Below are 22,108 nucleotides of genomic sequence, written 5' to 3'. Positions count from 1 at the left end.
TTTCTATTTGAAATTTGACTGGTTGACAAATTCTGTAAGGGCTGCATCCAGTTCTTCTTCTGCTGGAAGATCATGTGTTGAACGAATCGTCTCAAAGATTTGATTATAATGTGCTTCAAAGTAATCAAACAACTCTTCTTGGAAACGAAGAATGTCATCTACCGGAACACTATCTAAGAAACCATGAGTCAAGGCGTACAAGATCACAACTTGTTTTTCAACCGTCAATGGTTCATGAACAGGTTGTTTCAATACTTCAACAGTTCGACGACCACGGTTCAATTTCGCTTGGGTTGCAGCATCCAAGTCACTACCAAATTTCGTGAAGGCTTCCAATTCACGGTAGGAAGCAAGGTCAATACGGAGAGTCCCCGCAACCTTCTTCATCGCCTTGATTTGAGCAGCTCCCCCCACACGAGATACAGAAGAACCTGCATCAATGGCTGGACGAATACCAGCATTGAACAAACTATCTTGCAAGAAGATTTGTCCGTCTGTGATCGAAATCACGTTCGTTGCGATATAAGCGGAAATATCTCCTGCTTGGGTTTCAATGATTGGAAGAGCTGTAATAGATCCCCCACCCAATTCATCTGAAACTTTAGCTGAACGTTCCAACAAACGGCTGTGAAGGTAGAAGACATCCCCTGGGAAGGCTTCCCGTCCTGGCGGACGACGAAGAAGAAGGGACAATTCACGGTAGGCTACGGCTTGTTTTGACAAATCATCATAGACGATCAAAACGTGTTTACCGTTATACATGAACTCTTCTGCCATAGCAACCCCAGCATAAGGTGCCAAATAAAGCAATGGAGACGGTTGAGAAGCCGAAGCAGTTACCACAATCGTATAATCCATAGCTCCGTATTTACGGAGAGTTTCTACTTGCGTACGAACTGTTGATTCTTTTTGACCAATCGCCACATAGATACAGATCATATCTTGCCCCTTTTGGTTCAAGATGGTATCGATGGCAATCGAAGTTTTCCCTGTTTGACGGTCCCCGATAATCAATTCCCGTTGACCACGTCCAATTGGAACAAGGGCATCAATGGCTTTCAACCCAGTTTGTAGAGGTTCTGAGACAGATTTCCGTTGCATAACACCAGGAGCTGGCGTTTCAACTGGACGGAATTTATCTGTCACAATCTCACCCAAACCATCCACTGGTTGGCCAAGTGGGTTGACAACACGACCAATCAAGGCATCTCCTGCAGGGACTTCCATGATTTTACCTGTACGACGGACAGAGTCTCCTTCACGAATATCCGTGAAATCACCCAAGATGATAATCCCGACATCCGTTGTTTCTAAGTTTTGGGCCATCCCGTATGAGCCATTTTCAAAGATCAACAACTCACCACTCATGGCATTTTCAAGCCCATGAGCGCGAGCAATCCCGTCACCAATGTAGGTTACAACACCTGTCTCAGTGACGTCAAAGTTTGGCTTGAAATTTTCAATTTGTTGCTTAATTAAAGCGCTGATTTCTTGTGCGTTAATCGCCAAAATTCACACCACTTTCTATTTCAATTTAGATTTTATAACTTGCAATTGGTGTTTGAGACTGGTATCCAACGTTTTATGATTGGCTGTCACGACAAAGCCACCAATTAAATCTGGATCGATCTTTTGTTGGATCGAGCGAACTTGAATCCCAAATTTTCTTTCGATAATGGGTACTAGCTTTTGCTCTTGAATGGGATCCAAACCAGCAACTGTCGTAACTGTGACGACAAAAGCGTTGCTCAGCAATTGAATCTGCTCCAAACAAATCGTTACAATGTCATAAAATAAGGCTTCACGATGATTGAGAATAACCACTTCAATCAAATGGTCGAGTAATTGTGAATCAGAGGGTTGAAAAAGCCGTAGACTTTTTGCTTTCTCTTCATCCTCTACACCGATATGAGCTAAGAAGTTCGCAAGTCCAGTCTCCTCAAAAATGCCTTTGATTTGGGTCAATTTTTCAAAGACAAGATCTTGTTCTCCTTTTTCAAAGACCAATTGAACAAAAGGCTGGGTATATTTCTCAATCACCATCAGTTGCTTTTTGTCCATTAGGCTTCTCCTAATTCATCAAGATAGCGATCGATCAGTTGGCGTTGACCTTCAGCATCCAGCTGTTGGCTCAACAATTTGCTGGCAAGATTGACAGTGAGATCTGCCACATCGCCTTTGATACTGTTCAATGCTTCTTCTTTGTTATGCGCAATTTCTTGTTGCGCTTTTTCTTTCAAACGTACTGCTTCTTGAGTGGCTTCTGAAAGAATCTGAGATTTGTTCTTTTCTGCAGTTTCCTTTGCATTTTCGACGATAGACGCAGCTTCTTTGCGGCTACCTGCCAACTCTTCTTCACGTTTACTTGCTAGTTCCTCAGCTTTTTGACGAGCTGCTTCTGCTTCATCAATATCATTGGTAATTTTTTCAGCACGCGCATCCAAAATACTGGTAATATTGCCCCAAGCATATTTCTTTACTAAAAAGATTAGTAATAGGAAGGAACCAGCGATCAGAATAAAGTCACCAATAATGGTACCAATAGTTAAATCCATCTTCTACTCCTCCTCTACTTACTCTTCCTCACCGTTTATTTTTTTACCAATGTACATCGAAGACAACATGGTAAATACATAAGCTTGGATACATGAAATGAAAATCGAAAAGGCTGTCCATAACATGCTTCCAACAAAGGCTGCTGGATACCAATAAAAGGCCCGTTGCGACAAGCTTAGTAACAAGGATGCTAAGACTTCACCAGCAAAAATATTCCCGTAGATCCGAATCGCTAAGGATGCAAAATTAGTCACCTCTTCTAGGAGGTTCATCGGGGTCATAAATCCTGGTGTTGCAAAAGCCTTCAAGTATTCCTTAATGCCTCGGCGACGAATTCCTTCCACATGAGCAATCAGGGTGATCAAAAATGAAAGAGATAGGTCATATCCAAGGTTAGCCGTTGGGGAAGTCCATAAGTTATAACCGTTTGTTGTCTGAATTTTTGCCATCAAGCCAATATTATTGGCTACCAAGATAAAGAGAAAGAGAGAAAACAAAAATAAAGAGTAATCCTTCATATAATGTTCCCCAATGTTTCCCTTGGTAAAACCGATAACAAAATCATAAATCATCTCCAGAGCATTTTGCTTGCCCTTTGGACGAAGGGTCATTTTGCGACTTGCCCAATAGACAAAGGCAAAGACCGTCAAAACAGTTACAAGAGACATGGCAAGTAGGGTCAAATCAAAGGATACTGGTCCAATATTTAGGGTTGGATTCACACTTTCTTCCAAGGTTTGACACCTCCTTTTCTAAATAGAGTTGTCTATTTAATAACGAAGGCCATGGCCAAAGTTACAAAGAAAGTACCTTCGACAAAGGCAACACCAAGAATCAAGAGACTACGCAATTGACCAATAATTTCTGGTTGACGTGATGCAGATTTGAACAGATTGCTCATCATCAAACCTTCCGCAAGTGACACACCAAAACAGGCTAAACAAAGACCTAAAAATGTTAAATTCATGATGAATTCTCCTTAAATATATTTTACTCCCCTAGTTTACTCCTAAAAGATATAATAGTCAAATGTTTGCTTAGAAAGAAAACGTTTTACTATGATTCTGTCACCACTTTTAAAATACTTCTTGCCACTAGCTTTCAAATTAACTTGATCGTTTTTAAACACTTTGTCTATTTTTGTTCTCAATAAAAATTTATACTATTTTCATCAGCAGAAGACCCAATTTTACATAACATAGAAAAACTCACCTGCCGAGCAGATGAGTTTTTCTTCCTATTTAAAAATAGAGGTTTTGAAACTGTCTGTTTGTTGCAGCAATTTCTTAAAGATTTTTTCTTTCAGTGCAACAGTATTGTCAAATTTGACAGAACCGTTTTTCAAACTTGCCTGATCTTTTTCAACCGCAGTTGCGAAGGCTTGTTTTAAGTCTTCATAGCTACTGTACGTCTTCCCATCGATGTCAATAGCCTGCATTCCATTTTTGGCACTGGTAACCACTTCATTGAAGTATGCTTTTTTCCAGTCTTCAAGGGTACTGAATCTTCCATTAGAAATCTTTTGAATGATATAATCATCCCCTAGAGTCGTATGGCCTGCTTGTTTAGATTCTTGTTTATACTTGTTTGAAGCATAACCTAGGAAGCCTTTTTCATAGCCATAATAGCCCCAGATTCTGAAGGTATTGTGTTTGAAGGACATGGCTCCAGGAGCCCCTTCACTAGTGTTCCCACCATAGATCCCTGTCATCATCGGTACAGTCACATAGGCTGAACCAAAGTCTGATGGATTATAGACGCCATTTCCAGGACCACGATTGGTCATGAAGTTGTTAGTGATGAGATCGTCTACTGTATGTAAAGCAATCGCTTTTTCCTCATCACTCAAAGCCCGAACCTTATCGAATTGATTCTTCGTGTTCGCTCCTCGGTATTGTTTATCAACCTTCTTGAACCAAGCATTGTTTAAGTCCTTACTATGTTTGTCCAATACAGCTTCCCCTTCTAGGTAATCCAGAAGCATGAGCGTATCGTTATAACCTTTCATGTAACGATCAATTTCATCGCGTGATTGAAGATTGTTTGGATTGGTATTGTACCATTGGTTGCCATCGTTAGGACGTTCATAGGCCATATTGAGACCTAGGGCCTTGTATTCCCCATTTGGATTGGATACGGATGGTGTTTGGAGCATTCCTTGGGCAAAGGCTTCAATATCTGTCCCTTCGCGATGTCTCCAACCACCTAAGTAAACCATGCGGTCATTGACGTGCGTCGTTTCGTGGGTAAAGGCAGACACCCCAAAGTCACTGACCATATCGGTCACCATGAAGAAGACAGAGTCGTCTTTATATGGATTTCCGTAAATTCGAGCTACAGCCCCCATGCGCCAATCTGTCGCATGGTAACGATCGGTAGGTCCGTACAATTCACGGATTGGAGCGACATCTTTGCCACTATCTGTATGTCCATAACGATCTGTGCTAATACCTTTATAGTTTTGGTTATCGAGAACAGGGGTCGGCACCATATTGTTGCTCTTCAGGAGCTGATTACGAACCTTATCTGTTGCTAGACGTGACCAGAAATCTAGGTAATTTTGTTGCCCTTTAGCGACCTTATCAATTTCCGCCTTGAAGGCATTTCGTTCCGCTTCCGTGTTCTTACCATATTTCTCGAAGGAACTATAAGCCATTGTATTGTAGGTTGAAATCAAGAACATATGGGCATCTTTTAAGTTCAAGAGTGGCAAGATCATTTTACCATGCACATCGTTATTTAATCCTTCGTATGCTCGATGTTTCTTATCGACAAACTCAGGAGTTGTTGTTTTTGGCTCTACAATATAGACATTGTCTTTGGTTGCTTTGATAAACCAATCATTCAAGTCTGTATCACTTGTAAAGAGCTCCATATTGTACTTAAGGAAGTCATTAAGATTTCCAGAAAGAGTCGATTTAGCCACGACTTCACGGAAGGCATCGTGGGTCCGAGTACCTTTGATATAGTCTTCTTTTGAACCAATTTCAATCAAGCGGTCTAAGACATCGACATTCTTACCATAGAAGTCTGGCTTGAACAACATGAGCTGTTTGAGATGGACATCATCAAACTTCACTCCGTAATAACGGTTGAGGTAAGAGAGACCCAAAAGAACTGCCGCCTTGTTGTCTTCAATTTTCTTGATGAGTGCCCGTTTGGCAGCCTCATCCGTGTTCAATTGATGGTCTTGGTTTTCAACCAACTGTTTCACAAAGTGAGTCAGATTGTCCTTGACTTCTTGGAAACTTTCTTCGAGGTAAAGGTTCTTAATAGCATTGACTTTGTTTGGTCCTGTTCTACCAAGATGTGTGTAGATTGGATCTGATTGTAATTCGACAGGACTTAATTTCCCTACGATGGCACTAATAAGATCGCTCCGGTCTTTGTCCACCATATTCGGCGTGTAGACTACTTCACCGAGCTCCGCCACACTGTACTCTTTCACTTGTTTGACTTTAGACTCTTTCGGCGTAATGCTAAAGATATCTTTTGTCTTATCCGAGTAATGGATCAGAATATGGTCGGCATCAGCCAATTCTGTTACAAAATCATTGCCCTTCATGGCCGTCACAGACAAGATTTCCTTGGTCAAGAGGGGACTAGTCGTATCCAATTTATTTCCTTGATCCACAATCCACTCTTTGTTGTAGAATGGTTGCAATTTAGCGATATTGCGGTAGGCACGTTCACGTGTTGCATCATAACCAGTGATTTCCTTGTATTGATCATCTTTGTTAACAAGGTTATTGAGCGTATCTTCAATCGGTTTGCTGCTGGTATATTTATCAGCAGTAATCCCCATTGCTTCAATTTTCTGCTCAGCTTCTGCAAGGGAAATGCTAGGGATTTTACGAGAGTTGTTATAGGTTTTCTTACCTTCACTCACGCCCTCCACACTGTAATTGCGTTTGGTTCTTGAATAGGTGAAGTAATCATCTGCATCAATATCCGAATGTCCGAAGACCATCTCACCTGTTTTGACTTTCATCATGGTGATGTTGTCTTCAATGGCTCCCAAAGCCCAGTTGGTACCCAGTAAGCCACCAGATTGGACCGCTTCTTTGAGTTCAATCGAACCTTTAGCAACTGAATTTCTGAGAACTCCTTCTCTACCTAGTGTATTGTTATTCCCACCATTTTGAGAAGAATAAACTAAACCTGCAGCTTTTGCTTTATTCCCAGTAATTTCAGCATCAACGTAAGCTTTTTCTACGATACCTTTCCAGTTCTCGCCAACAATACCTGCTAGATAGGCACCTTTATTGCCAGCAGCGTGCAGTTTCCCGATGAAGGCAACATTACTTACCTTCCCACTACCATCAATTTTATTGATAATACCAGCTACATCGTTGTTTCCAACAACGCTTCCTATTACTTTAACATTTTCGACAGTCGCATTATTTTTGATGACACCTGCGATTGGTGCTACTCGATCAAATCCAGGCATGTCAATGTTAACATTTTCAAGCAAGAGATTCTTAACAGTACCACCTTCGATGTTACCAAATAACGGTCTCGTAATGTTATGGATGGCAAATGTATTGCCTTCTGTACTTTCCAATATTCCCTTGAAGGCATTGGTTACATAAGACTTGCCAGCTGGTTGCACGTTACTTGCATTCATATTGCTACCAAGCTTAAAGGTTCCAGTCGGATTGGCTTGCATAGCTTTTACAAGTTCATTGAAATCGTAATAAACATCACCTTCATGAGCCTTTGGTTTGGCAAAGTAATGGACATATTCTTCTGCAAACTGATTATCTGCTGTTCGTTGGATGAGATCAGGTGCTTTAGCAGTAACCTTATATAATGCTTTTCCATCAACTGTGACTTCTTCAATCTTATCAACAGCCAGTTTTGTGACCTTATTATCATGAGTGGTAACTTTCAAGTAATAAGGTTTCACATCTGAAGGTGTTTCTGACAAGAGGCTACGATCGGTCTCAAGACCTTGGTCATCCACGCTAATCAAACTGGTTTCCTTGATATTTTTGACTTCAACTTTTTTAAGGTCAAGTCTTAGTGGTTCTTCCTTGAGAACTTCTTCTTCATCCCCATTTCCACGGTCATAGACCATGGTCGTTGCGAGCGTATAATCCTTGTAGTAGTCCAAATCTGCTAAGGCTGCTGCTAAATCAGACTCTGAAAGGGCAAAAGTTTTCACCACTTGATTGCCCTTCTTCAACACCGCCTGGATGGACTTGATGGTCACACCCTCGGGTTTGTCTAAATGATAGAAAGCCCTAGCACTGCGCTTCAATTCTTCCTTATCGACCTGGGTCAAGGTCAAGGTTGGCTTGTCTAGTTCTTTGGTCCCTTTTTGAATGATCCGATTTTGGGCTTGTTCAACGACTTCCTCCGAAACCGTTGGAGCATCCGCAGTTTTTACACCTTTAATGGTCTTATAGACCTTGGTGATTTTCTTCTTCCCATTTCTTCCTGCTTGAGAAACCGTTTCTCTTCCTTTTAGCAAGGTAGCATCTTGTTCGGTAACCGTCTTAAATGGAATTTCCTCAAAAGCAACTTCCTCTGTTTGGCCTTCAATCGCCTTGGTCCCACGACTAATTTTTCCTGTCACAGGAGCTTTTACCGTTTCAGTTGTCGTGCTGAGAGGCTCTCCAACTTTCTCGCCATTGACCGTTTTATAGACACGACGAATTTCCTGGCTCCCTGCCTCTCCTTTTTGAAGGATACTTTCTTCATCAGTATAGCGGTCCGCATCTGGTACATATTCAGTTTCATACGGAAGGAGCACCGTTTCTGTTTCTGTAACTGTTCCTTCCGTTATTTGATAAACTGGGTTCTCTGGCTGAATTGGGGCTTCACCAACATGACCTTCCTCTTGCGTGCCCTTGGCTTCGATGACACCAGTATAGGCTGGGTTCTCTGGCTGAATTGGGGCTTCGCCTACATGGCCTTCTTCCTGCGTTCCCTTGGCTTCGATGACACCGGTATAGGCTGGATTCTCTGGCTGTATAGGAGCTTCGCCTACATGGCCTTCCTCTTGCGTTCCCTTGGCTTCGATGACACCAGTATAGGCTGGATTCTCTGGCTGTATAGGAGCTTCACCCACATGGCCTTCCTCTTGGGTTCCCTTGGCTTCAACGACACCGGTATAAGCTGGGTTCTCTGGCTGTACAAGAGCTCCACCCACATGACCTTCTTCCTGCGTCCCCTTAGCTTCCACCACGCCGGTATAGGCTGGAGCCTCTGCTTGAATCGGTGCCTCACCGACATGGCCTTCTTCCTGTGTTCCCTTGGCCGTTACAACTGGAGAAGGGCTGGGTTGAGGGGTTGGTTGGGCATCTTCTTTTGTCCCGATGGTAAGAACTTGTGAAACTGGTTCTTTAGTGACTTTGCTCTCAACTACTCTGCGAACTTCTTGTCCATCTACTATACTCACTTCTGTCAAAATGGTCCGCTCCCCATTTTGGCCAGCTGTCAGCACCTTGGTTTGCCCTTTGGCTAATGTAGGATCAGCTTGGTTGACGATTTCAAATGGTACAGGTTCAGTTGAGACTTCAAGCCTTGGTTTTTCAACTATTGGAAAGGCTGGAGCGACTTCTGGTGTCACACGCGCCTGAGGATTTACCTGTTGAATCCCTTTACGCGTTTCAGAACTTGTAACTACGGGAGATTGACTTTCCTGAATAGCTTTTGCTTTTTGAGAGCCAGTCTTTTGCACTGACGAATAGCGCAAATAGCCAACATAGTCATAACCGTCAATTTGAATCACACCATCTACAAGATCTTTGCTGGATGCGATCGAAAGATTCTGATTATAAGCGCGTAAAATTTGGTTTTGCAAAGCTGCAACTTCAATTGGTAGAAGAAGACTTTGTCCCATAGCTCCAATTAAAAGGACAGCCATGACTTTCTTTCTGTGCTTTTTAGAAAGCAAGAGTACCGCAAACGAAGCAGTGGCTAAACTTAGACCTAACAGTGCCACTTCCTGACTTCCAGTTTGGGGAAGAACTGGCTGGGTAGACTCTTTCTTCTTATAGACTAGATAGAAAGTATCTTCATTTTGATATTCTTCAGGGATTGCATGAATCACCTGTGACTTTTCTTCAGCAGTTAACTCTTCTTCTGTCACATATCCTAAGTGCACATTAGCAGATAGAGTTACCTGATCGGCTTGGACAGGACGAGCTCCTAAGAGAGTTCCCCCTAATAAAAAGGCTCCAATGGCAACAGGACCAACACCGACAGATAATTTCCGAATCGAATATTTGGTCATTTTTTCAAAAGTTTGTTTCGCTTTTTTCATCCTAAAATTCCTATATAGTAATATTTGAACCTCATGTAGGGTCCTTATTGTTTGAAGAGGATGAGACCATCTCCAAAAACAAGGACCTTCCCGGGATTTTTTACCTTTACCTATCTTATCTTTTTTCTTCTATTTTAGCAAGCTTCATAGCTCAAAAATTTAAAACGTTTTCTTTATAGGAAGAACGTAACACAAAAAAACGCCTCGAAAGGCGTTTTTACACTTAGATTTACTTATAAGGACTGGTACAAATCGTTGTATCGTTGACTAGCCGTATCCCATGAGAAATCACGAGTCATGGCTTGCTCTTGCAGACCATACCAAGCCTGTTTGTTATTGTAGTAGACAGCCAGGGCTTGATCAACTGCCCAGTTAAACCAGTATCCAGATAAATTATTGAAGCTAAATCCTGTTCCACTTCCATCAACAACATTAAATGGCTGAACCGTATCACGAAGTCCACCAACTTCATGTACCAATGGAAGAGTTCCATAACGCATGGCCATCATTTGAGAAAGGCCACATGGCTCAAAGCGGCTTGGCATCAAGAAGACATCTGACGCTGCATAAATTTCTTGGGCCAATTGAACATCAAAGGTGATATTAGCTGACAGTTTATCCGGAAAAGCATGACCAAACCAAGCAAAGGCATTTTCAAATCCAGGATCTCCTGTACCGAGCAAGACAATCTGAATATCCTTTTGCAAGAGTTGATGCAACTCTTCTACCACAACATCAAAACCTTTTTGGCGTGTCAAACGAGAGACGATCCCAAACAAAGGTACATCATCGCGAACGGGTAGACCGACACGTTCTTGAAGAGCTCGTTTACTAGCTGCTTTACCTGAAAGATCTGAGAGACTGAAGTGATGCGTCAAGAGTGGATCCGTTTCAGGATTATAGAGATCTGCATCAATTCCGTTGACTATTCCGGTCACCTTGCCAGATTCCATCCGAAGGATCTGATCCAAGCCACAACCATATTCAGAAGTCATAATTTCATGTGCATAACTAGGAGATACGGTTGTCACACGGTCAGCATATAGAATACCGGATTTCATCCAATTCAGGCAATCATTCCACCGAAGGGTTCCGTCTGCATAGCGTTCAAATCCCACTCCGAATAAATCCCACAACATTCCTGGGTCAAACTGACCTTGGAATTCCAAATTATGGATGGTCAATACGGTTTTAATCCCATGGTAAGCTTGAATCCAACGGTATTTTTCCTTAAGCAAGAAAGGAATCATCGCTGTATGGTAATCATGGGCATGAATAACATCTGGAATGAAGTCAACCCGCTCCATCGTTTCTAAAGCCGCAAGCTGGAAAAAGGCAAACCGTTCGCCATCATCAAAGTCACCATACACATGGCCTCTAAAGAAATAGTGTTGGTTATCAATAAAGTAAAAGGTGACCCCATCTCGCACAATCCGTTTCACACCTACATATTGACTTCTCCAGCCAACTTTGGTCTCAAAATGCAAGACATCTTCGATTTGATCCCCAAACTTTGCTTCTATCATATCATAGTATGGAAGCATCACGCGCACATCATGGCCACATTTAGCTAAGGATTTAGGAAGAGCACCAATAACGTCTCCCAAACCACCAGTCTTTGAAAATGGAGCACCTTCTGCGGCAACAAATAATAGTTTCATTAGACAATATCCTCTGTAACAGTCGTTCCTTTTTTAATCACTATCGGTGTTCCTTCACTTCCGCGAATCGTCACACCAGCAGTCACTTCGACACCTTTATCCAGAATTGCGTTTTCAACGATTGCATTTTCATGAACCACAACACCCGGGAAGAGAAGACTATTTCGAACCACTGATCCTTCATGCAGATGAACCCTACGAGAAACAACAGAACGTTCTACCGTTCCTTCTACAATACTACCCGAAGCAAATTGAGACGCTTTAATGTTTGAAGTCTTGGAATAATACGTTGGCTCTTCATTCTTCACTTTCGTATACACTTTTTGATTTGGTGAGAAGAGTTTCATGAATTTTTGATTTTCCAACATATCCAGGTTTGCTTGATAGTAGGATTCAACTGAGTGAATATTTGCTAGATAGCCTGTATACTCAAAGGCAAATGCATTGTATTCTACAGCCAATTCACGCAAGATATAGCGAAGTTTTTGTGGATATTCTTTCTTGGCTTCTTCTTCTAATTTTTCAATCAACCAAGGAGTATCCACAATAAAGACATCTGTTGACATGTTGTAAGCTTCATCAGGTGACTTGCTGTCAAACAGTTTTTGTTCCGTAATATGGTCTGTCTCATCAATCTGTAGAATAGCATTCACTTCAGAGATATTTTGAGGATGCAACTTTTTATAAACAACTGTAATCGGACGGTCAATGGTATTATGCAGGTGGAAAACTTGATTGAGGTCGATATTCATCAAAATATCACAGTTCAAAGCAACCGTTTGGTTTGAGCCAGACCGTTTCAAATAAGTCAATAATTGTTGGTAGTATTCTGGTCCTACGTTTGTATTTTCCACTGGAGTATTATAGATTCCAAGGTAATAGTGGCTCAATAAAGTAGACAAGCCCCACTCACGACCTGAACGAATATGGTCAAAAACCGAACTAATATTTTCTTGTTGGAAAATACCAAATACACTACGAATACCAGCATTCGCAAGACTAGACAATGGGAAGTCAATCAAGCGGTACTTCCCATCAAACGGTAGGGATGCTACCGGACGATGGCTAGTCAAAGTGGACATATCATGATACCCAACTGTATTTCCTAAAATGGCTGAATATTTATCAATCTTCATCTGTTGCTACCCCCACTTTTTCATTGTAACCGACAACTTGTACTTCCTCTGTTCCATCAATCACGACACCTTCTGCAATAACTGCGCCTTCTCCGATAATGGCGCGTTTCACAACAGCTCCTTTACCGATAATGGCATTGCTCATCACGACAGCATCTTCGACAACTGCTCCTTCACGAACTTGAGCTTCTGTTGATAAGATGGAGTGTTTGACTGTACCGTCTACCGAACAACCGTCGACGACAAGAGAATCTTCGATGTGGCCATGTTCCCCAAAGAAGTTCGGTGGAGAAATGAGGTTGCGTGAATAGATTTTCCAGTGACGATCGCGACTATCCAAAGCATTATTGGGATCGATATATTCCATATTGGCTTCCCAAAGAGACTCTATCGTACCAACGTCTTTCCAATAACCATTGAATTCATAAGCATAAACACTTTCGCCTGATTCTAGATAAGTTGGAATGACATTTTTACCGAAGTCTGACATATCGATATCACTCTTTTCAGCAGCAACCAACATATTGCGCAGACGAGCCCAGTCAAAAATATAGATTCCCATTGAAGCCTTAGTTGATTTTGGTTCAGCTGGTTTTTCTTCAAACTCAACAATCCGATTATTAGCATCGGTATTCATAATTCCAAAACGGCTTGCTTCCTTCAAAGGTACATCTAGGACGGCAACGGTCAAGCTCGCATTATTATCCTTATGAGATTGAAGCATATCATCATAGTCCATCTTGTAGATATGGTCACCAGAAAGAATCAAGACATATTCAGGATTGATGCTGTCGATATAGTCGATATTTTGGAGAATGGCATGGCTAGTTCCTTCAAACCAACGATTTCCTTCACTAGCTGAATAAGGTTGCAAAATGGAAACCCCTGTGTTGATTCCATCCAAGCCCCAGCTAGAACCATTACCAATATGACTATTGAGGGCCAGTGGTTGGTACTGTGTAATCACGCCAACATTGTGAATTCCTGAGTTGGCACAGTTTGATAGGGCAAAATCGATAATCCGATAGCGCCCACCAAATTGAACCGCAGGTTTTGCGATGTTTTTGGTTAATTTTCCAAGACGAGTTCCTTGCCCACCAGCAAGGATTAAAGCGAGCATTTCATTCTTCATTGACTACTTCCTCTTTTCAAAGCCTGGACTCCCATAGAGTCAACCGATCATCATTTTTTATCTACTGTTTTAGATTTTGTTTTGCGCACCTTACGCTTCACCTTCCAAATGCTAGCTCCTAAAGCCGGCAAGGTAAAGGTCAAGGTTTGTTCATAATCCTTCCACAGTCCATCTTGAGACTGAACTGTCGGATTATGCTCTTTCCAGACACCTCCCCATTCTTCTAATTCTGTATTCCAAATTTCTTCATAGACTGCTGATACAGGCACACCAATCGTAAAGTCCTTGCGTTCTACTGGTGCCATATTGAAAACGCACACCAAAAGATCGCCCTTACGATTTTTCCGGACCATAGACAAGACGCTCTGATCCCGGTTGTCTGCATCAATAATCTCTAAGCCATCAAAGCTATCATCAATCTCCCACAATTCCTTGTGTTCCTTGTAGAAATGATTGAGCTGAGAAGTGAAACGACGCATCTTAGCATTCATTTCATCCTCTAGATTGCCCCATTCCAGTTGCTCTTCTGACTTCCATTCCAAAAATTGACCAAATTCCGAACCCATAAAGAGTAATTTTTTTCCTGGATGGCAGATCTGATAGGTTAAGAGATTCCGAAGCCCAGCAAATTGATTGTAACGATCTCCCCACATCTTGTGCATCAAACTCTTCTTACCGTGCACCACTTCATCATGTGAAAATGGTAGTAAGAAATTCTCAGAAAATGCATACATGTAACTAAAGGTTACCAGATTAAAGTCAAATTTCCTGTAGACCGGGTCTTCCTCATAGAATCGTAGAATATCATTCATCCAACCCATATTCCATTTATAGTCAAAGCCTAGACCACCTTCTTCTTCAGGGCCTGTGATCTTTTGACCAGCAGAACTTTCTTCTGCAATCATCATAACATCTGGGTGTTCGTTCTTGATAATCGCATTCAAACGTCTGAGGAAATGAACCCCTTCATAGTTGAGGTTTCCCCCATCAATATTTGGTGTCCATGGACCACTATCATAATCGAGGTAGAGCATATTGCTCACAGCATCGACCCGAATTCCATCTAAATGATAGGTGTCAATCCAAAATTTTAAACTAGAAATCAAGAAAGACTGTACTTGATTCTTTCCTAAATCGAAGTTCAAAGCCCCCCAACCATAATTATGGGCCCGATGTTCATCCTGATACTCAAAAGTTGGTGTTCCATCATAATATGCCAAAGCATCATCATTAATGATGAAATGGCCAGGCACCCAATCCACGATCACTCCGATATTGTTGAGGTGACATTCTTCCACGAAATCTTGAAATTCTTCTGGGCTACCATAAGTCTGCTCGAGGGCAAAATAGCCCATGAGCTGATACCCCCAGCTCAATCCCAATGGATGGGCCATCACTGGCATAAATTCTACGTGGGTGTAGTTCATCTCAACCAAATAAGGGATGAGTTCTTCTTTTAGTTGTTTGAAAGTATAGGAACTATAATCATCATTTCGTTTCCATGATCCTGCGTGAACCTCATAGATATTAACAGGTCGTTCCTTAAAACCAAGTTTTTTACGGCGTGCTCTCCAAAGACCGTCTTTCCAGTTCTTTTCCGGAATGGTCTTAATGATAGCCCCTGTATTAGGTCGTTTTTCCATCCATAACGCTAGAGGATCAATTTTTTGAACCTGATGACCATTATTTCGTGTCACCAAATATTTGTATATATCTCCCTCTTTTGCATCTGAACAGAAGACTTCCCAGACGCCTCCTTCATTACGAACCATTGGAATTTTCCGTGCTTCCCAATCAGTAAAGTCACCAATCAGATCGACCGCCTGGGCATTGGGAGCCCAAACACGGAAGGCATACCCTTCTTGTTCTCCCCTTGTTTCCTTGTGAGCACCTAAATACTCTTGAAGCTGGAAATTATCCCCTCTTCCAAATGTCCATAAGTCTGTGCTTCTATCCATATACTCACCTCTTTTATTTTTTGAAAGCGTTTTCTAATTGTTTTTATTTTACTATAAAATCACTTAATTTTCAAGTTGATTCCAGGAAAATCATGTAAATTTATCAAGAAAAGTTCTTTCATTTTCTTTTCCGAACCTTTTACTGCATTCCTTCGCTTTCCTCCTATTCTTACTTACGATTATACTACATATCTAAGGAAATTTAAACAAAAAACCGAACATTTAAGTTAATATTTTTATTACTAACTAGTTTATTACGAATAAAATGCACATTTTTATAAACAAAGTAAAAAAATTCATAAAAAAAGACTAAGACAGATGTGTCTTAGTCTTGATTCATTCTTAGTCGACGTTCACGTATTCTTTAGAAAGTTCAAGCACTTCTTCCATGGTTGAACATTCTGTAAGAGCACGGTTAGCGTATTCTTGCATTTTAGCTGTGTCCAATTTCTTCATCAAGCTACGTGTACGAAGTACAGATGTAGCTGACATAGAGAACTCATCCAAGCCCATTCCGACAAGAAGTGGAACAGCTGTTTGGTCACCAGCCATCTCACCACACATACCAGCCCATTTACCTTCAGCGTGAGCTGCTTTGATAACGTTGTTAATCAAGCGAAGGATTGATGGGTTATATGGTTGGTAAAGGTATGAAACTTGTTCATTCATACGGTCAGCAGCCATTGTGTATTGGATCAAGTCGTTTGTACCGATTGAGAAGAAATCAACTTCTTTGGCAAATTGATCAGCCAACATTGCTGCAGCAGGGATTTCAATCATGATACCAACTTGGATATCGTCTGCAACGGCAACACCTTCAGCAATCAATTTCGCTTTTTCTTCTTCCAGAATACCTTTAGCGGTACGGAACTCCGTCAACAAAGCAACCATTGGGAACATGATCCGCAATTTACCGTGAACAGATGCACGAAGCAAAGCACGCAATTGTGTACGGAACATTTGGTTCCCCGTTTCAGAGATTGAAATACGCAAAGCACGGTAACCTAAGAATGGGTTCATTTCTTTAGGAAGATCGAAGTAAGGAAGTTCTTTATCCCCACCGATATCCATTGTACGAACGACAACAGGTTTACCGTTCATACCTTCAAGAACTGCTTTGTAAGCTTCATATTGGTCATCTTCAGTTGGGAAGTCTTGAGAATCCATATACAAGAATTCTGTACGATAGAGACCAACAGCTTCTGCACCGTTATCATTTACACCTTCAACGTCTTTAGGTGTACCGATGTTAGCAGCCAATTCGAAATGTTTTCCATCAGCAGTAACTGTTTGAGCATCTTTAAGGAGAGCCCATTCAGCTTTTTGTTTAGCGTAAGCTTCACCAGCTGATTTGAAGGCTGCAATTTGCTCTTCAGTTGGGTTGATAACAACTTCACCAGTAATACCTGAAACAGCCAAAACATCACCATCTTTGACAAGTTCTGTGATGTTATTTGTTCCAAGAACGGCTGCGATTTCAAGTGTACGCGCCATGATGGCTGAGTGACTTGTACGTCCACCAATGTTTGTAACAAAAGCTTTAACAAACTGTTTGTTCAATTGTGCTGTATCTGATGGAGTCAAGTCATGCGCAACCACGATTGCTTCTTCGTTAATGGTTGCCGGGTTTGGCAATTTCTTACCAAGCAAGTTTGCAAGTACACGTTTGGTCACGTCACGGATGTCTGCTGCACGTTCTTGCATGTAAGGATTGTCTTCCATTCCTTCAAAGATCGCAATAAACATGTCCGTGACTTCTTTCAATCCAGCTTCTGCATTGATTTTTTTCGTACGAATCGTTTCTTTGATCTGACCAACCATTTCGGGGTCAGAAAGCACCATCATGTGAGCATCAAATACTTGTGCTGCTTCTTCACCAAGGCTCGCTACTGCATTCTCCCGAATAAGAGAAAGCTCGTTTTGTGAAGCTTCAAGAGCTGCATCCAAACGAGCTTCTTCTGCATTTGTATCTTCAACTGAGATTGTTTCAAATGACAAGTCGGGTTGAACAAGTAGATATGCCTTAGCAACGGCAACACCATCAGATGCTGCAATTCCTTTAAGCATTTCTGTCATGTTTAAGCCAATCCTTCTTTTTCCATTGTTTCAGCAATTGCTGCAAGAGCGTCATCAGCGTCAGCACCTTCAGCTGAGATTACAACGTCAGCTCCTTGACCAACACCAAGGCTCATAACACCCATGATTGATTTCAAGTTAACGGATTTACCTTTGTATTCAAGAGTAATATCTGAAGCAAATTTGCTAGCAGTTTGAACCAACAAAGTTGCTGGACGCGCGTGGATACCTGTTTCTGCCACGATGTGGAAATCTTTAGAAGCCATAGTTTGACTCTCCTTTTAAAATTAGTTTTGAGTTATCTGTGATAACCCTTACAATTTGGTATTATATCATCTTTTGAAATTTTTTTCAAGATTTTTATTACTGCCTTACAGAAAAAAAACTGCGAGAAATCCCTATCTAGATACATTTTAAAGAGCGATCCAGAAAGAAATAACAGGTTTCTTTCAATTTTTCTACTATATTATAAGTAAAATTTTCTTCCGCTTTCAATAAAAAGATGCAGCTAAAACCACAGGATATTGATTCACCCAAAAATTATAACTAATTAAAGATGCTTAAAAGCCTATCCCTATCCCATTTCTTACAATGTCATACTTTCCACCTACCACAATATATTGTGCTTTAAAAACCTCATTTTATTTCTTTGCACAATATTTAGTTTTATTTTGTTGACAAGTTGGTGGATTTTGTTTATACTGTTTACAGATTTATATTTCGATAGGAGAACGAAAAAGAAATGGTAACCATTTATTCAAAAAATAATTGTGTTCAGTGTAAAATGACCAAGCGATTCCTCGATAGCAATCACGTGGAATACCGCGAAATTAACTTAGATGAACAGCCAGAATTTGTAGATCACGTTAAGAATCTCGGATTCAATGCTGCTCCAGTTATTCAAACACCGGATGAAGTATTTTCTGGTTTTCAACCAGCTAAGTTGAAGAAACTTTCTTAATAAACACAGTATTTTGCTTAAATAGGGTCTAGCGTTAGCAACCTAACACTAGACTTTTTACTTGTAAAGAGAGGACTTCTTCTCTTCATTTTTTGAACTAGAAAAGGATTATTATGGGATTAAAATCTCTTGAAGACGTAACCTACTTCCGTCTTAATAATGAAATCAACCGTCCAGTTAACGGTCAAATCATGCTTCATAAAGATAAAGAAGCCTTGGATGCTTTCTTCAAAGAAAATGTTGGACCAAATACCATGGCCTTTGATTCAATAACGGATAAAATCAACTACCTTATTGAACACAACTATATCGAAACAGCCTTCATTCAGAAGTATCGTCCTGAATTTTTGGAAGAATTGGCCCAATTCATCAAAGATCAAAACTTCCAATTCAAGTCCTTTATGGCTGCCTATAAATTCTATAACCAATATGCTCTGAAAACAAATGATGGAGAATACTATCTCGAAAGCATGGAAGACCGCGTCTTCTTCAATGCTCTCTATTTTGCGGATGGAAATGAAGACATTGCCAAAGACATCGCAAATGAAATCATCCACCAACGCTACCAACCAGCTACTCCTTCTTTCTTGAATGCTGGACGTGCCCGCCGTGGGGAATTGGTCTCCTGTTTCTTGATCCAAGTAACCGATGACATGAATGCGATCGGACGCTCTATCAACTCTGCCCTTCAACTTTCACGTATTGGTGGTGGGGTTGGGATCTCCCTCAGCAACCTTCGTGAAGCTGGAGCACCGATCAAGGGCTATGAAGGAGCTGCCTCTGGGGTCGTTCCTGTTATGAAACTCTTTGAAGATAGCTTCTCTTACTCAAACCAATTGGGTCAACGCCAAGGAGCTGGGGTGGTTTACCTCAACGTCTTCCACCCAGACATCATCGCCTTCCTTTCTACTAAGAAAGAAAATGCCGATGAAAAAGTCCGGGTCAAAACCCTCTCACTTGGTGTCGTCGTACCTGACAAGTTCTATGAGTTGGCTCGTAAGAATGAAGAAATGTATCTCTTCAGCCCATACTCTGTAGAACGTGAATACGGAGTGCCATTTAACTACATCGACATCACTGAAAAATACGATGAGTTGGTCGCTAATCCAAACATCCGCAAGACAAAAATCAAGGCGCGTGATTTGGAAACTGAAATTTCTAAATTGCAACAGGAATCTGGTTACCCTTATGTAGTCAACATCGATACTGCTAACCGCGCAAACCCTGTCGATGGAAAGATCATCATGAGTAACTTGTGTTCAGAGATCCTCCAGGTTCAAGAGCCAAGCTTGATCAACGATGCCCAAGAATTCATTAAAATGGGGACTGACGTCTCCTGTAACCTTGGTTCAACCAACGTGGTTAATATGATGACTTCCCCTGACTTTGGTCGTTCGATTAGAGCTATGGTTCGTGCCTTGACCTTCGTCACAGATAGTTCTCATATCGTCGCTGTTCCTACTATCGACCACGGAAATAGCCAAGCGCATACCTTTGGTCTTGGTGCTATGGGACTTCACAGCTATCTTGCCCAACAATTGATTGAATACGGATCACCTGAGTCTGTTGAGTTTACGAGCATCTACTTCATGCTCATGAACTACTGGACTCTCGTGGAATCAAACAACATCGCGCGTGAACGTGGCGTTACCTTCCACAACTTTGAAAAATCAGACTATGCCAACGGTAGCTACTTTGAAAAGTACACGACCGGAGAGTTTGTTCCAAAATCTGATCGCGTCAAAGAACTCTTTAAAGATATCTTCATCCCTAGTGCAGAGGATTGGGCAGAACTGCGTGCTAAAGTTCAAGCAGATGGTCTTTACCACCAAAACCGCTTGGCTGTCGCACCAAATGGTTCTATCAGCTACATCAATGACGTATCTGCTTCTATCCACCCAATCACACAACGGATTGAAGAACGCCAAGAGAAGAAAATCGGGAAGATCTACTACCCTGCTGCTGGTTTGTCAACAGAAACCATTCCTTACTACACTTCTGCCTACGACATGGATATGCGCAAAGTCATCGATGTCTATGCTGCCGCAACTGAGCACGTAGACCAAGGACTTTCACTCACTCTCTTCATGCGCAGTGACATTCCAAAAGGGCTTTACGAATGGAAAACTGAAAACAAACAAACCACTCGTGACTTGTCTATCCTTCGCAACTACGCCTTTAACAAGGGAATCAAGTCTATCTACTACGTCCGTACCTTTACAGATGATGGTGGGGAAGTCGGTGCTAACCAATGTGAAAGCTGTGTCATCTAAGACGGCCCCAAGGTTCGCCATTAAAAGTCGGTTCGCCGACTTTTTGTGCGTATTCTATCCATTTATGGTAGAATAGTAACGATTGAATGAATAGAAAAAGAAAGTGATGAAAATGGAAACTTACTACAAAGCCATTAACTGGAATGCTATCGAAGATGTCATCGATAAATCGACCTGGGAAAAACTGACCGAGCAATTCTGGTTGGATACACGTATCCCTTTGTCAAACGACCTAGATGACTGGAGAAAGTTGTCTAATAAAGAAAAAGACCTCGTTGGTAAAGTCTTTGGTGGATTGACGCTCTTGGATACCATGCAGTCTGAAACTGGTGTGCAAGCTCTTCGTGCAGATATCCGTACTCCCCACGAAGAAGCTGTCTTTAACAACATCCAATTTATGGAATCTGTCCATGCTAAATCCTACTCTTCCATCTTTTCTACCTTGAATACCAAGTCAGAAATCGAAGAGATTTTCGAATGGACCAATACCAATCCTTATCTTCAAAAGAAGGCAGAGATCATCAATGAAATCTACCTCAATGGAACCCCTCTTGAAAAGAAAGTCGCCAGCGTCTTCCTTGAAACCTTCCTCTTCTACTCTGGTTTCTTCACACCACTCTACTATCTTGGAAACAACAAGTTGGCTAATGTGGCCGAAATCATTAAGTTGATCATTCGGGACGAATCTGTTCACGGAACCTATATCGGCTACAAGTTCCAACTTGGATTTAACGAATTACCAGAAGACGAGCAGGAAAAACTCAAAGAATGGATGTATGACCTGCTCTACACCCTCTATGAAAACGAAGAAGGCTACACAGAGAGCCTCTATGATGGTGTGGGCTGGACAGATGAAGTTAAGACCTTCCTTCGTTACAACGCCAATAAAGCCCTCATGAACTTGGGACAAGATCCACTCTTCCCAGACTCAGCGGATGACGTCAACCCAATCGTTATGAACGGAATCTCAACCGGTACATCCAACCACGACTTCTTCTCTCAAGTCGGAAATGGTTATCTTCTCGGTGAAGTAGAAGCCATGCAAGATGACGATTATAATTATGGTCTATAAGACAAAAACC

Annotated in this window: 15 protein-coding genes; 3 read left to right on the top strand and 12 right to left on the bottom strand. The window is 41.5% G+C overall.

Features of this window, described 5'->3' with window-relative positions:
- Positions 1 to 3: 3 nt before the first annotated feature.
- The 12 genes from atpA to QM830_RS01105 form a co-directional block, all read right to left on the bottom strand.
- Positions 4 to 1,509: a F0F1 ATP synthase subunit alpha gene (gene atpA / locus QM830_RS01160; RefSeq protein WP_003006447.1), complete on the bottom strand. Its 1,506-nt coding sequence runs from the start codon at positions 1,507 to 1,509 to the stop codon at positions 4 to 6.
- A gap of 15 nt (positions 1,510 to 1,524) precedes the next feature.
- Complete coding sequence (locus QM830_RS01155) at positions 1,525 to 2,061, bottom strand: F0F1 ATP synthase subunit delta (RefSeq protein ID WP_414325221.1); 537 nt, start codon at positions 2,059 to 2,061, stop codon at positions 1,525 to 1,527.
- Entirely contained in the window at positions 2,061 to 2,555 is a 495-nt protein-coding gene (gene atpF, locus QM830_RS01150; RefSeq protein WP_414325220.1) for a F0F1 ATP synthase subunit B, read from the bottom strand. Before atpF ends, QM830_RS01155 begins: the two co-directional genes overlap by 1 nt.
- Before the next feature lie 18 nt (positions 2,556 to 2,573).
- Entirely contained in the window at positions 2,574 to 3,290 is a 717-nt protein-coding gene (gene atpB / locus QM830_RS01145; RefSeq protein ID WP_414325219.1) for a F0F1 ATP synthase subunit A, read from the bottom strand.
- Positions 3,291 to 3,322: 32 nt separating this feature from the next.
- On the bottom strand, positions 3,323 to 3,523 hold the full coding sequence (locus QM830_RS01140) for a F0F1 ATP synthase subunit C (protein ID WP_023022742.1): 201 nt from the start codon (positions 3,521 to 3,523) through the stop codon (positions 3,323 to 3,325).
- Positions 3,524 to 3,793: 270 nt separating this feature from the next.
- Positions 3,794 to 9,829 (bottom strand): ZmpA/ZmpB/ZmpC family metallo-endopeptidase, encoded by a 6,036-nt coding sequence (locus QM830_RS01135; RefSeq protein WP_414325217.1) that lies wholly within the window; start codon positions 9,827 to 9,829, stop codon positions 3,794 to 3,796.
- Positions 9,830 to 10,062: 233 nt separating this feature from the next.
- Complete coding sequence (glgA, locus tag QM830_RS01130; RefSeq protein ID WP_414325216.1) at positions 10,063 to 11,490, bottom strand: glycogen synthase GlgA; 1,428 nt, start codon at positions 11,488 to 11,490, stop codon at positions 10,063 to 10,065.
- The gene (glgD, locus tag QM830_RS01125; protein WP_414325215.1) at positions 11,490 to 12,626 is read right to left on the bottom strand and encodes a glucose-1-phosphate adenylyltransferase subunit GlgD; all 1,137 of its coding nucleotides are present in this window, start codon (positions 12,624 to 12,626) and stop codon (positions 11,490 to 11,492) included. The genes glgA and glgD overlap by 1 nt, the downstream gene beginning before the upstream one ends.
- A complete protein-coding gene (locus QM830_RS01120; protein ID WP_009732550.1) occupies positions 12,616 to 13,758 on the bottom strand; it encodes a glucose-1-phosphate adenylyltransferase in 1,143 nt (380 codons plus the stop codon). Before QM830_RS01120 ends, glgD begins: the two co-directional genes overlap by 11 nt.
- 50 nt (positions 13,759 to 13,808) lie before the next feature.
- Positions 13,809 to 15,716 carry a 1,4-alpha-glucan branching protein GlgB gene (gene glgB, locus QM830_RS01115; protein WP_414325212.1) on the bottom strand — a complete coding sequence of 636 codons (1,908 nt, stop codon included), beginning with the start codon at positions 15,714 to 15,716 and terminating at the stop codon, positions 13,809 to 13,811.
- A 342-nt stretch (positions 15,717 to 16,058) separates the two neighbouring features.
- On the bottom strand, positions 16,059 to 17,792 hold the full coding sequence (gene ptsP / locus QM830_RS01110) for a phosphoenolpyruvate--protein phosphotransferase (protein WP_414325211.1): 1,734 nt from the start codon (positions 17,790 to 17,792) through the stop codon (positions 16,059 to 16,061).
- Between the two features lie 2 nt (positions 17,793 to 17,794).
- Positions 17,795 to 18,058, bottom strand: a complete 264-nt coding sequence (locus QM830_RS01105) for a phosphocarrier protein HPr (protein WP_006596636.1) — start codon at positions 18,056 to 18,058, stop codon at positions 17,795 to 17,797.
- A gap of 476 nt (positions 18,059 to 18,534) precedes the next feature.
- On the opposite strand from QM830_RS01105, the gene nrdH reads away from it, so the two are divergent.
- The 3 genes from nrdH to nrdF all read left to right on the top strand — a co-directional run bounded on the left by nrdH (position 18,535) and on the right by nrdF (position 22,098).
- Positions 18,535 to 18,753, top strand: a complete 219-nt coding sequence (gene nrdH / locus QM830_RS01100; RefSeq protein ID WP_009732547.1) for a glutaredoxin-like protein NrdH — start codon at positions 18,535 to 18,537, stop codon at positions 18,751 to 18,753.
- Positions 18,754 to 18,866: 113 nt separating this feature from the next.
- Positions 18,867 to 21,026, top strand: coding sequence for a class 1b ribonucleoside-diphosphate reductase subunit alpha (nrdE, locus tag QM830_RS01095; protein ID WP_009732546.1), 2,160 nt, complete (start codon positions 18,867 to 18,869; stop codon positions 21,024 to 21,026).
- Between the two features lie 112 nt (positions 21,027 to 21,138).
- Positions 21,139 to 22,098 (top strand): class 1b ribonucleoside-diphosphate reductase subunit beta, encoded by a 960-nt coding sequence (nrdF, locus tag QM830_RS01090; protein WP_009732545.1) that lies wholly within the window; start codon positions 21,139 to 21,141, stop codon positions 22,096 to 22,098.
- The last annotated feature ends 10 nt before the right edge of the window (positions 22,099 to 22,108 follow it).

Origin of the sequence: Streptococcus sp. OMI750, assembly GCF_047463895.1 — a bacterium.
Classification (GTDB): domain Bacteria; phylum Bacillota; class Bacilli; order Lactobacillales; family Streptococcaceae; genus Streptococcus.
Note: the sequence above shows the minus strand (reverse complement) of the source record. Positions and strands in the feature narration are given on the sequence as shown.